The following is an 11,898-nucleotide window of genomic DNA, read 5'->3' on the forward strand; positions in this document are numbered from 1 at the left end:
ACTACGCCATCTGAACCTGCAGCCATAAATGAAAGCAGCATGGAACATGTTGAAATGTGGGGCGGCGTAGAATGCACCATCCGGCGAATTGGAAATGGGTATTCTGACCAGCTGGTAAGCAGTGGCCACCGGGACCGACTAGAGGACCTGGACCTGATTGCTGAGCTGGGAATCCGTAAGCTGCGTTACCCCATTTTGTGGGAGCAAGTAGCTCCCGAAAGTCTAGACAACCCCGACTGGACCTGGACCGATGAGCGAATGGCTCGTCTGCAAGAACTGGGCATCGACCCCATTGTGACGCTGCTCCACCACGGCAGCGGCCCGCGCTACACGGCGCTACACAAGAAAAACTTTGTACCGGGGCTGGCCCACTTCGCCAAAATGGTAGCTGAGCGCTACCCCTGGATCAAGCACTACACGCCCGTAAACGAGCCCCTGACTACGGCGCGCTTCAGCGGCCTCTACGGTATCTGGTACCCCCACGGCCTCGACGACCAAACCTTCGTTCGGATTCAGCTCAACCACATCAAGGGCACCCGCGAGGCCATGAAGGCTATCCGGCAGGTGACCCCCGATGCTCAATTAGTACAGACCGAGGATCTGGGCAAAACGCACTGTACGCCCCAACTGGTCTACCAGGCTGAGTTTGAAAACAACCGGCGCTGGCTCACTTTCGACCTACTCTGCGGACGTATCAACGAGCAGCACCCCCTGTGGAACTACCTCCGCGAGAATGGCGCTTCCAGCGCCGAGCTGCTAAATCTAGTACACGATCCGCTGCCTCCTGATGTGTTGGGTATCAACTACTACATCACCAGTGAGCGGTTCCTCGACGAAAACCATCAGCACTTTCCTGCTCAACACCTGCGCCAAAGCGAAGCCCGTGTAAACTACGCCGACGTAGAAGCCGTGCGAGTGCAACGCGTGCGGTTGGCCGGGGTGCATGACCTACTCTTGGAAGCCTGGGAGCGGTACCAGTTGCCCATTGCCATTACGGAGGTGCACCTGCAATGCACCCGCGAGGAGCAAATGCGCTGGATTCAGTATGCCTGGGATGCGGCAAACAAGCTGAAGGAAGAGGGGGTAGATATGCGCGCCATCACCATTTGGTCGTTGCTGGGCGCTTACGACTGGAATACCCTGCTTACCCAAGAGGGCGCCTACTACGAGAGCGGTGTATTCGATCTGCGCGGCGGCAGCCCCAGGCCTACGGCTCTTTTCAAAATGGTGAAAAGCCTAGCCACGCAGGGCCACTACAACCACCCGCTACTACATAATAAAGGATGGTGGGAGCGAGACGACCGTTTTGTGTACCACCATCACCGACCTACCACCAACACCCTTGAGCTATGAGAGTACTTGACCTTCACGAAGTAAACGCCAGCTTGCCCCCGGTGCAGCCCCTGCTGATTACCGGCGCCAACGGCACGCTAGGCCAGGCGTTTAAGCGCCTCTGTGGCGTCCGGGGTATAGATGTAATTGCCCTGGGCCGCGCAGAGCTGGATATTTCTGATCCGCTGGAAGTAGAAAGAGCCCTGGCTCATTACAACCCCTGGGCTGTAGTAAACACGGCTGGCTATGTGCGAGTAGACGATGCGGAGCACGAATACGCCCGCTGCTACCGCGAAAACACCACGGGCCCCTCCGTGTTGGCAGCCGCCTGTGCATACCGCGATATTCAGCTGCTGACTTTCTCCTCCGACCTAGTGTTCGACGGCAATAAGTCGGAAGCCTACGTGGAGAACGACACGCCGCGCCCCCTAAATGTGTATGGCAACAGCAAGCGCTTAGCTGAGCGTGATGTACTGCTACGTATGCCCGAGGCGCTAGTCGTAAGAACGAGTGCGTTTTTTAGCCCCTGGGATGAGTACAACTTTGTGTATTCAGCTCTGCGTGCGGCGCATAAAAACCAGCCCTTCGAAGCCGCCGATGATGTGCTGATATCACCAACCTTCGTACCCGATCTGGTGAACGTGGCCCTTGACCTGCTCATTGATGAGGAGCGTGGTGTGTGGCATCTCGCCAACCAAGGCTCCTACACCTGGGCCGACTTAGCCCGCTTAGCTGCTGATATGGCTGGCCTCAATACCTCTTTTGTGGTACCGCGCGCCGTGCAAATCCTAGGCCTAGCGGCTGCCCGGCCCACCTACAGCGTGTTAGGCAGCAAGCAAGGTAACCTGTTGCCCTCCGTAGAAGAACGACTGTACGGCTGCGTAACGGAGGTAATGGAAACTATCAAGCAGGCGGCAGTTGATGAGCCAATGGCCGTTGCTTCCTAGAGGAGCCGGTTAAGTACACTTACCTGCTGCTATCAGAGTACTTCCCGACCTAAAATTCTTCCTTTCGTGGAAACCCCGCAGTCTCATCGAGGCAGCGGGGTTTCGTCGTTATGGTCTAGGCCAGTAGCGAGGTAGGGGTGAGATTAACCTGTAATTTGCACCCCGCTACTCTGCCTCAGTATCTATGCAAAACAACTTCGACGCGGTGCGGCTAGGCCTAGCCCTCATTGTCGTGTTATGCCACTTGGCCGTGCTAACGGAGCTGCCGGCGTTTCAGCCCTTTCTAACGTATTTATCGGCTGACTTTGCAGTAAAGGGGTTTTTCGTGCTTAGCGGCTGCCTGGTCACGCAAAGCTTTCTGCGCAGCAGCTCCGTACTTGAATATGCTGAGAAGCGGGTGCGCCGGGTGTATCCGGCTTACCTAACTACCATCTTGGTAGCGTGGCTGATAGGCCTAGCCGCTACCAGATTGTCCGCTATAGAATTCCTGCGCTCAAAGGAGGCCTACAAGTATATCGCGGCCAACGCTACCTTTCTCAACTTCCTGCAGCCCACCTTGCCCGGCGTATTTGTGCAGCACCCAGTGCCGGTCATGAATGCCTCCCTCTGGACGATTAAAGTAGAGTTGTGCCTCTACTGCTGCGTGCCGATCCTAGTGTTTTTGTTCCGTCGCCTGGGGGCGTATACGGCTGTGGCGATATGCTTCGTACTAGCCCTGGGGTGGGAGTGGGGGTTAGGCCAAGTGGCCGGGCTAAGCCCGAAGATGGTAGCCGAACTGAGTCGGCAATTTCCGGGCATGCTGCACTTGTTTGCCTTAGGCGCTTTGTTTGGCGTGGAAGAGCGGCGCCTAGGCCAGTACCTAGGGTGGGTAGTGCTGGCGGCAGCGCCGTTGTTTTGGCTGCTGCATGAGCATAGCCTCCGGGTGGTAATAGAGCCCATCTGCTACGCCTCCGTGGTGCTGTTTCTTTCCAAGCGGCTGCGCTTTCAGCTCCGCGCCGGAAAGTGGGGAGATTTATCCTATGGGGTGTACTTATTGCACTTTCCTATAATCCAGTTGTTACTACATATGGGCCTGTTTCGTGGGAACCCGTGGTTGGCGCTGGCGCTGTTGTTGCTAACGGTTCTTGCCGCCGCATTTCTCTTGTGGCACGGGGTAGAAAAGCCCTGGCTTAAGCGAAATTCGCACTACGTTGCGGCCGAAATAGTTAGATAAATTAGTTGGGGCTCCTCTCAAGCCTAAGTCGCCCGCTGCTTGTCAGCCGCGCCACCCGGCAATTGGCCAAAATCGGTCAGATTGACGGTGCGTTATGATATGGGGCGATTTTGGCTAGAAATCTTGTAAATTTGAGGTGCGCCCCGGCGTTTCAATTAAGGTAAACCAGCATGTTTGATTTTCTAGGGAAAACCGTCGCCAAGATTTTCGGTTCTAAGTCGGACCGGGACTTGAAGGAGATTGTTCCGTATGTGGCGCTGATAAACGCCGAATATGCCAATCTGGCACAACTCAGCGACGATGAGCTGCGCGCCCGCACCGATGAGGTGCGTGCCCGGATTGATGCTCACCTCAAAAATATTGACGACCAGATTGCGGCCCTACATCAGCGTGTAAACGAAGATGCTTCGCTGGATGCCATCCAGAAGGAGCAGCTCTTCGACCAGATTGATGCCCTGGAGAAGCAGCGCAACAAGGAACTGGAAGTAGTACTCATGCAGGTGCTGCCCGTTTCTTTTGCCATTACTAAGGAAACCGCCCGCCGCTACGCCCAGAACGGGCAGCTGGTGGTAACGGCCACCGACTACGACCGGGAGTACGCGCGTCGCAAGAGCAACGTCACCATCCAGGGCGATAAAGCCATCTGGAGCAACAAGTGGCAAGCCGCTGGCGCCGAAGTTACCTGGGACATGGTGCACTACGATGTGCAGCTGATTGGCGGCGTAGTACTGCACCAAGGCAAGATATCGGAAATGGCGACGGGGGAGGGCAAAACCCTCGTTTCAACGCTACCCGCGTTCCTGAACGCCCTGGCCCGCCGCGGCGTGCACGTGGTAACCGTAAACGACTACCTCGCCAAGCGTGACTCGGAGTGGAACGCGCCGCTATTCGAGTTCCACCGCATCTCGGTTGACTGCATCGATAAGCACCAGCCCAACACCGATGCCCGTCGCAAAGCCTACCTCGCCGACATTACCTACGGCACCAACAACGAGTTCGGCTTCGACTATCTGCGCGACAACATGGCCCGCGACCCTGAGGAGCTGGTGCAGCGCAAGCACCACTACGCCATGGTCGATGAGGTGGATTCCGTATTGATTGACGACGCCCGGACGCCGCTCATCATCTCTGGCCCCGTGCCGCGCGGCGATGTGCACGAGTTCTATCAGCTGAAGCCCCGCATTCAGATGCTGGTGGAAGCCCAGAAGAAGCAGGTGCAGAACTACCTCGTAGAGGCCCGCAAGCTCATCAAGGAGGGTAAAGACGGCCCGAAAGAGGGCGAGGGTGGCCTAGCGCTGTTCCGCGCCTACCGTGGTCTGCCCAAGAGCAAGCCGCTGATCAAGTTCCTCTCGGAAACTGGTATGCGCGCCGTGCTGCAGAAGACCGAGAACTTCTACCTGCAGGACAACCAGCGCCAGATGCCCCAGGCCGATATGCCGCTGTTCTTCACCATCGACGAGAAGAACAACCAGATCGAGCTGACCGAGAAAGGTATTGACCTCATCACGGGCCAGGGCGAAGACCCGCACTTCTTCATCATGCCCGACATTGGCTCGGAGCTGGCCGCCATTGAAAACAGCAAAGAGCTGAGCGGCGAAGAGAAGCTGCACACCAAGGAGAAGCTCATGGACGACTTCCAGGTGAAGTCAGAGCGTATCCACACCATCAACCAGCTGCTGAAAGCCTACACGCTGTTCGAGAAGGATGACCAGTACATCCTGACCGATGACGGCAAGGTGAAAATTGTGGACGAGCAGACCGGCCGCGTAATGGAAGGTCGTCGTTATTCTGATGGTTTGCACCAGGCCATTGAGGCCAAGGAAAACGTGCGCGTAGAAGACGCCACGCAGACCTACGCCACCGTGACCCTGCAGAACTACTTCCGCATGTACCACAAGCTGGGCGGCATGACGGGTACGGCTGAAACCGAAGCTGGCGAGTTCTGGGAAATCTATAAGCTCGACGTGGTGGTGATTCCCACCAACCGTGGCATTGCCCGCAAAGACGAGCATGATAAGGTGTACAAGACCGTACGTGAGAAGTACAACGCCGTAGCCGAGGAAATTCAGACGCTGGTGCAAGCTGGTCGTCCGGTGCTGGTAGGTACTACGTCGGTAGAAATTTCCGAGTTGGTAAGCCGCATGCTGAAGCTGCGCGGTATTCCTCACCAGGTATTGAACGCTAAGCAAAACCAGCGCGAAGCTGAGATTGTAGCTGCTGCCGGTTATCCGGGCACCGTTACCATTGCCACCAATATGGCCGGCCGTGGCACCGACATTAAGCTGCGCGGCACCGCGAAGGAGTCGGGTGGCCTAGCCATCATTGGTACGGAGCGCCACGAGTCGCGGCGCGTTGACCGCCAGCTGCGTGGTCGTGCCGGCCGCCAGGGCGACCCAGGTTCTTCGCAGTTCTTCGTGAGCCTCGAGGACAACCTGATGCGCTTGTTCGGTTCTGACCGGATTGCCAAGCTCATGGACCGCATGGGCCTGGAGGAAGGCGAAGTAATTCAGCACTCCATGATTACCTCTTCTATTGAGCGCGCTCAGAAGAAGGTAGAGGAAAACAACTTCGGCACCCGTAAGCGCCTGCTGGAGTACGACGACGTAATGAACGCCCAGCGCGAGGTGGTGTACAAGCGCCGCCGCAACGCCCTGCACGGCGAGCGTCTGGAGCTGGATGTGTGGAACATGATCTACGACGTCTGCGAGGACATCGTGGTAGGCCACAAAGGCAACAACGACTTCGAAGACTTTAAGCTGGCCATCATCCGGGTATTCGGTTACGATACCCACCTGACGGCGCAGGAGCTGAGCGGCGTGCAAGCCGGCCAGCTCACGCAGAAGCTCTACGACGAGGCCCTGGGCTACTACCAGAGCAAGAACGACTTCATCGCCGGCAACAACATGCCGCTGATCAACGATTTGCTCAGCCAGAACTCGCCCTACGAGAACATTGCTATTCCCTTCACGGATGGCCGCAAGCAGATTCAGGCTATTGCCAACCTGCGCCGTGCCCAAGCCACCGGCGGCCACGATGTAATACGGGCCATGGAGAAGGTAGTAGTGCTGTCGGTTATCGACGAGGCCTGGACCAAGCACCTGCGCGCCATGGACGACCTGAAGCAGGTAGTGCAGAACGCGGTGTACGAGCAGAAAGACCCGCTGTTGGTCTACAAGTTCGAGTCGTTCGAGCTGTTCAAGCAGATGATTGGTAAGGTGAACGAGGACACCATCCAGTTCCTGTTCCGCGCCGACGTGCCCATGCAGCCCGGCCAGGAAGGCTACGACGAGCCCGAGTACTTCACTGAAGACGAGCTGCCAGTAGCGCCGCCCATGCCCAAGCTGAAAGCTGAGAAAGAGGTTTCCTCTGTGTCGCTGGGCGCTGGCCCCGAGGATCTGGAGCAGGCCGCTGGTCAGCCCCAGGTACTGGAGAAGCAGCAGCCGGCTAAGTCGCAGAAAGTGGCTAACCGCAACGAGAAAGTAAGCGTGCAGTACATGGATGGCCGCATCGTGCGCGATGTGAAGTTCAAGTCGGTAGAAGACGACTTGCTGAACGACCGCTGCGTGCTGGTTGACTAAGAAAACCAGGGTTTTATAAGCGGGCCGCGTTTCCAATCTGGAAGCGCGGCCCGTTTGTTGTAGGGCCCTTTCGTCGCTCTACAGACCTTCCCGCAAGGTTAGCGTATGAGCGGTTATGTACCTACGTCAATCAACCAAACGCGCACTACCAAGTTCGCGCTACATCCCCCTACCTTTGCCCCGTGAACCTCGCCTCGTACATCGACCACACTCTCCTCAAGCCTGACGCGCAACCCGAACAGATTGAACAACTCTGCCAGGAGGCCGCCGAACATCAGTTTGCCAGCGTGTGTGTGCCGCCATGCTACGTGCGCCTAGCGGTAGAAAACCTGCGAGATACGGGCGTGCCGGTGTGCACGGTTATTGGCTTCCCGCTGGGGTATGGCCTAGCTAAGGTAAAGTTCTTCGAAGGGCACCAAGCCCTGTCGGAAGGCGCGACGGAGCTGGATATGGTCATCAACATTAGCGCTCTGAAAGCTGGCCGGGTAGAGGAAGTAGAGGAAGAAGTAGGGGAACTGGCTGAGCTCTGTCACCTGCGCGGCGCCATTCTCAAAGTAATTATTGAAACGGCTTTGCTGACCGAGGATGAAATTGTGCTGGCCTGTGAGATATGCGCGGAAGCCGGCGCCGATTTTGTGAAAACCTCCACGGGCTTCGCCGGCCGAGGCGCTTCCGTGGACGACATCGAGCTGATGCGCCAGTCGCTGCCCACTCACATTCGTATCAAAGCATCCGGCGGAATTCGCACGCGGGAGGCGGCGCTGGCCCTCGTGGCTGCTGGCGCCGACCGCATCGGCTCCTCAAATAGTCTGGTTCTGCTGGAAGACAACTCCCATGAAACACTCGCTTCGTAACGTGCTGCTGCTTTCCACCCTGTTTTCGTTGGGCGCCTGCGCGTCGTCGGGGCCAGCGGCACCTTCCGCTTCCTCTGCTCCTGACACTACCCGTAGGCCTGCCTCCGCCGCCACCTCAGCTCCGGCCGAAGATTTGAGCAAGTACCGGCCCGTGTTTACTGCGCCCAAAGTGCCGGTTGCAGCGCCCGCCACGGCCGCTAGGCCAGTCATGCCCACCAACCAGGTAAACGCCCAGATAGAGCAGCGCCTGCGCGACCAAGCCTACACCAACAAAAACGTAAAGTATGCCCAGGGCTTCCGGATACTGGCCTACGTGGGGCTGGAGAAGGAGCAGGCCATGAGCATCCGGCGCAATATTATTAGTCGCTACCCCGAGGAAACCGACTACCTGGCCTATAAGCAGCCCATCTTCCGCCTCTGGGTAGGCGACTACACCACGCGCCTCGAAGCCGAACAGGCTCTGCAGCGTATTAGGCTGCTGGCCCCCAAAGCACAGCTGGAGTCGTCGCAGGTATTGCTCAATAAAACAACGTTCTAGCCGTGCCCATTGTGCGGGAATTGCAGTGGGAGGAGCTTGACCTATTGCAGGGACTGGAAGTGGTGCCCACCGAGAACGACAATGGAGGTATTCATTTCAGCGTCGACCACCAAGGGCTGCGGCTGTTAGTAACGCTTTGGCCCCATGCTGGCGTGGTAGATGTTACATTGGTGCAACGGACGCAGCAGGCGGTGCTGCTGGATTTTACAGTAGCGGTCCGGGGCCGTATCCGATACAATAACGACAAGCGCGGCCAGTACCTGGAGTTTGCGGATTGTGTGCTGGTAAGCCGGATATCTTTTTCCGCCGAGCAGGATGAAGCGGCCTTTAACCCCAATACCTTTGGGCGGCCCATGTTACTGACAGTGCGCCCGCACCTGAGTGTGTTGTTTGAATAGTACCGTTTTACTTACCCGAGCATGCTGCACCTGATTCCGCGCATCCAGACCCTGGCTGCTGAAGCCGCCGCCGAAACCATTGCCCTGCGTGAGCATTTGCACGCCAACCCGGAGCTTTCTTTTCAGGAGCACAACACGGTGGCCTACGTAACGCAGCAGCTGCACGCGCTGGGCTTGCAAACGCAGCCCATTGCCAACACGGGCGTGGTAGCGCTGATTGAAGGACGCAACCCTGGCGCCCGTACGGTGGCCTTGCGGGCCGATATGGATGCCTTGCCCATCACAGAGCAGAATGAGGTGGCCTACAAGTCTACAAACCCCGGCGTGATGCACGCTTGCGGCCACGATGTGCATACCTCGTCATTACTAGGCACAGCGCGCATTCTCACGCAGCTTCGCGAGGAGTTTGAGGGGACCGTGAAGCTGATGTTTCAGCCCGGCGAGGAGCTGCTGCCAGGGGGCGCTTCCTTGATGATTAAAGAAGGTGTGCTCGAAAACCCCAAGCCGGCCAGCGTGCTAGGCCAGCATGTATTTCCGCGGCTGCCGGCCGGCAAAATTGGCATCCGGGCGGGCCGCTATATGGCCAGCACTGATGAGCTGTACCTAACTGTGCGCGGCAAAGGTGGCCATGGCGCTATGCCCGAGCAGAACATTGACCCAGTGTTGGTGGCCGCCCACATCATCGTGGCCGCTCAGCAGATTGTGAGCAGGCGGGCTAACCCGAAATTGCCTTCCGTACTGTCGTTTGGGAAGGTTATTGCCCAGGGCGCTACCAACGTCATCCCGAATGAGGTGTATATGGAAGGCACTTTCCGGACGCTAAATGAGGAGTGGCGTAATGAGGCCCACGAGCATCTGCGCCGCCTTTGCGAAGGCCTAGCCGAAAGCATGGGCGCTACCTGCGAGCTTGAAATCCGGCGTGGCTACCCCTACCTGGAGAACGAGCCCGCTCTGACAAACCGCGTGGAGCAGGCCGCCGTGGAATACCTGGGCCGCGAAAACGTGGTGGAGTTAGACCAATGGATGGCTGCCGAGGACTTCGCCTACTTCTCCCAGGCCACTAGCGCCTGTTTCTACCGCTTAGGTACCGCCGCGGCCGATGGCAGCAGCCGGTACACGTCCTCGGTGCACACCCCTACTTTTGATATAGATACGAAAGCTCTCGAAACGGGTCCGGGTCTGATGGCTTGGCTAACCTTACGCGAGCTTGCTGAGCAACAAGCCTAGCCAATTTCATCTTACTTACTGATGCATACTCGAGCTTATTTATTAACCTCAGCACTGTTCCTGACCGGCCTTGCAGCTACTGCCCAGCAGCGCCTGGATAGATCTGCAGTATTTCAGCCAGAGCTACAGGCGGAACTGACCTTGAAAAATAATGACTACCTATTCTTAGGGCTGAGCGCGTTAAACACCAACGGCGTCGGAACTGCCTTTTCCGGCGGGCAGTTGCGGTTGGGGTATGAGCACTTCTGGAGCGAGCAGTGGAGCGGGGGGGCTACGCTTCGGTTGCAACGCCAGTATCGGCAGGGCTACGGCGACTTCCTAGGCCAGCCGGGCAATGTAATTCCCGGCGTATTCGTGCGCCACTTAGGTAAGATAGGAGCTTTCAACGTTGGGCAGCGCCTGGGAATTGAGTATGCTGTTTCAACTCCTAAAGGATACTTTGCCAATCAAGATGACCGGGCCTTGGCCCGCTTGCGCCTTGATGTGGACCGCCTCTTCCCCCTGAGCGAAACGGTGGCCCTGCGCCCCAGAGTGGCCTACGAAGCAGCCGCTTACCTTCGTTTTCAGCGGGACGAAAACCAACTCAAGGAGCGCACTATTGACTTTGGTGCGTTGCGGGCAGAAGTGGGGGTGCGCCTTTCACCCCACGTAGATATTACGCCCTGGTTTGCGTACCAGACAGTGTACGCAGTATTTGTGCCGCAATATGACGCCATTACGGGCAAGCAGATCAGCGGCGGGCGTACGAACATTGTAACTCCAGTAATAGGCTTAGATGCCCGCTTCACGCTGTTCAGCGACAATACTGCGCAGGAACGGCGTCAACTCCCCACGCAACATTAATCTGCGTTGGTAGCGGCGTAGCTAGCCACCTGTTTCCGTATAAGAGTATTGTAGGCCACTTGGCGGCGGTTAGTGCTTCGGCGCACCGTATCGCCGAGTGGCCTAGCAGCTTTATAGTTGATTAAAAGTGACATTCTGAATATGAAGTGACATATTGTCGTAATTAGGTTGGTTGTGAATAACGCGTTTAGAGCTAATAGGCGTAGAAAATGAATTGTCTTGAGGAATTAAGATTATTAAGTATTAGCTATTTTGTGACTTTTTGTCTTGATATATGTGTGTTAAGTCAAGTGGTACAGAATTTATTAAGATAGGGTGTGTCAGCAACGGCACTTTACTAACCCTTGACTTAAGACTTTAAAACAGTTCGTAACCCATGGCAACGCTTCTGTATAACAACCTGCCCGCTCTTCGCCCTTCCCGCGCTATTAACTCCGTGCTAAACGAGATGCTGCGCGAAACCCTACCCACTTCGCAAAAACAGCCTTCTAAAGCTTTCGTACCCCAGGCCGACGTGCTAGAATCAGCCCAAGGCTTTGAGCTGCACCTACTGCTGCCCGGCGTGCCGAAAGAAGCCATCAAGATTGACTTCCAAGAAGGCCAACTGACCGTGAGCGGTGAGCGGAAAGCTCCCGAAGCCTCCGAAGAGGCTCCTAAGTTCCGCCGGGTAGAGTCGGGCTACGGCACCTTCTCCCGCACCTTCCGCCTGCCCGAGACGGTAGATGTAACTGCCATTGATGCCCAACTGGTAGACGGCGTGTTGCGCCTCACGCTCCCCTTCGACAGCAAGAAGGTAATCAAGCACCAGATCGAAGTTCGCTAAGCCAAAAAACCTGCAAAAAAGGCACCTTCGCGGGTGCCTTTTTTCTTGGTACATGTGTTGTTATACTAGCAACGAGAGATGATGCCTAGTCACCCACTGGTTGAGATATTCTACCAACGGGCTGTTTTCATCCCTCAACAGGCAT

The 11,898-nt window shown here is 56.8% G+C and carries 11 protein-coding genes; 10 read left to right on the forward strand and 1 reads right to left on the reverse strand.

The window, feature by feature from the left end; translation table 11 throughout:
- Positions 1 to 39: 39 nt before the first annotated feature.
- From EU556_RS26280 to EU556_RS04340, 9 genes are all read left to right on the forward strand, one after another.
- Positions 40 to 1,353 carry a family 1 glycosylhydrolase gene (locus EU556_RS26280; RefSeq protein WP_210116219.1) on the forward strand — a complete coding sequence of 438 codons (1,314 nt, stop codon included), beginning with the start codon at positions 40 to 42 and terminating at the stop codon, positions 1,351 to 1,353.
- The gene (locus tag EU556_RS26285) at positions 1,350 to 2,279 is read left to right on the forward strand and encodes an SDR family oxidoreductase (protein ID WP_210116220.1); all 930 of its coding nucleotides are present in this window, start codon (positions 1,350 to 1,352) and stop codon (positions 2,277 to 2,279) included. The genes EU556_RS26280 and EU556_RS26285 overlap by 4 nt, the downstream gene beginning before the upstream one ends.
- A 184-nt stretch (positions 2,280 to 2,463) precedes the next feature.
- Positions 2,464 to 3,492 (forward strand): acyltransferase family protein, encoded by a 1,029-nt coding sequence (locus EU556_RS04310; RefSeq protein WP_135431330.1) that lies wholly within the window; start codon positions 2,464 to 2,466, stop codon positions 3,490 to 3,492.
- A 170-nt stretch (positions 3,493 to 3,662) separates the two neighbouring features.
- Complete coding sequence (gene secA / locus EU556_RS04315; protein ID WP_135431332.1) at positions 3,663 to 7,070, forward strand: preprotein translocase subunit SecA; 3,408 nt, start codon at positions 3,663 to 3,665, stop codon at positions 7,068 to 7,070.
- 182 nt (positions 7,071 to 7,252) lie between these two features.
- Complete coding sequence (gene deoC, locus EU556_RS04320; protein WP_135431334.1) at positions 7,253 to 7,924, forward strand: deoxyribose-phosphate aldolase; 672 nt, start codon at positions 7,253 to 7,255, stop codon at positions 7,922 to 7,924.
- Positions 7,905 to 8,462 (forward strand): sporulation protein, encoded by a 558-nt coding sequence (locus tag EU556_RS04325; RefSeq protein ID WP_135431336.1) that lies wholly within the window; start codon positions 7,905 to 7,907, stop codon positions 8,460 to 8,462. The genes deoC and EU556_RS04325 overlap by 20 nt, the downstream gene beginning before the upstream one ends.
- A 2-nt stretch (positions 8,463 to 8,464) precedes the next feature.
- Complete coding sequence (locus tag EU556_RS04330) at positions 8,465 to 8,860, forward strand: hypothetical protein (protein WP_135431338.1); 396 nt, start codon at positions 8,465 to 8,467, stop codon at positions 8,858 to 8,860.
- A 21-nt stretch (positions 8,861 to 8,881) separates the two neighbouring features.
- A complete protein-coding gene (locus tag EU556_RS04335; RefSeq protein WP_394346104.1) occupies positions 8,882 to 10,087 on the forward strand; it encodes a M20 metallopeptidase family protein in 1,206 nt (401 codons plus the stop codon).
- Between the two features lie 21 nt (positions 10,088 to 10,108).
- Positions 10,109 to 10,930 (forward strand): hypothetical protein, encoded by an 822-nt coding sequence (locus tag EU556_RS04340; protein WP_135431340.1) that lies wholly within the window; start codon positions 10,109 to 10,111, stop codon positions 10,928 to 10,930.
- On the opposite strand, the gene EU556_RS25965 is transcribed toward EU556_RS04340, so the two are convergent.
- Complete coding sequence (locus tag EU556_RS25965; RefSeq protein WP_167855443.1) at positions 10,927 to 11,064, reverse strand: hypothetical protein; 138 nt, start codon at positions 11,062 to 11,064, stop codon at positions 10,927 to 10,929. The two genes, EU556_RS04340 and EU556_RS25965, sit on opposite strands and share 4 nt — an antisense overlap.
- Positions 11,065 to 11,306: 242 nt before the next feature.
- Here EU556_RS25965 and EU556_RS04345 point away from each other — a divergent pair, with 242 nt between their 5' ends.
- Positions 11,307 to 11,753: an Hsp20/alpha crystallin family protein gene (locus EU556_RS04345; protein ID WP_135431342.1), complete on the forward strand. Its 447-nt coding sequence runs from the start codon at positions 11,307 to 11,309 to the stop codon at positions 11,751 to 11,753.
- Positions 11,754 to 11,898: the final 145 nt, after the last annotated feature.

It is taken from the genome of Hymenobacter fodinae, from assembly GCF_004745825.1.
Classification (GTDB): Bacteria; Bacteroidota; Bacteroidia; order Cytophagales; family Hymenobacteraceae; genus Hymenobacter; species Hymenobacter fodinae.

Excerpts from the sequence above, each read along its gene's own strand:
- EU556_RS04335 (WP_394346104.1), top strand. The coding sequence starts at position 8,882 with ATGCTGCACCTGATTCCGCGCATCCAGACCCTGGCTGCTGAAGCCGCC.
- EU556_RS04340 (WP_135431340.1), top strand. The coding sequence starts at position 10,109 with ATGCATACTCGAGCTTATTTATTAACCTCAGCACTGTTCCTGACCGGC.
- EU556_RS04325 (WP_135431336.1), top strand. The coding sequence starts at position 7,905 with ATGAAACACTCGCTTCGTAACGTGCTGCTGCTTTCCACCCTGTTTTCG.
- EU556_RS25965 (WP_167855443.1), bottom strand. The coding sequence starts at position 11,064 with ATGTCACTTTTAATCAACTATAAAGCTGCTAGGCCACTCGGCGATACG.
- EU556_RS04345 (WP_135431342.1), top strand. The coding sequence starts at position 11,307 with ATGGCAACGCTTCTGTATAACAACCTGCCCGCTCTTCGCCCTTCCCGC.
- EU556_RS26280 (WP_210116219.1), top strand. The coding sequence starts at position 40 with ATGGAACATGTTGAAATGTGGGGCGGCGTAGAATGCACCATCCGGCGA.
- EU556_RS04310 (WP_135431330.1), top strand. The coding sequence starts at position 2,464 with ATGCAAAACAACTTCGACGCGGTGCGGCTAGGCCTAGCCCTCATTGTC.
- EU556_RS26285 (WP_210116220.1), top strand. The coding sequence starts at position 1,350 with ATGAGAGTACTTGACCTTCACGAAGTAAACGCCAGCTTGCCCCCGGTG.
- secA (WP_135431332.1), top strand. The coding sequence starts at position 3,663 with ATGTTTGATTTTCTAGGGAAAACCGTCGCCAAGATTTTCGGTTCTAAG.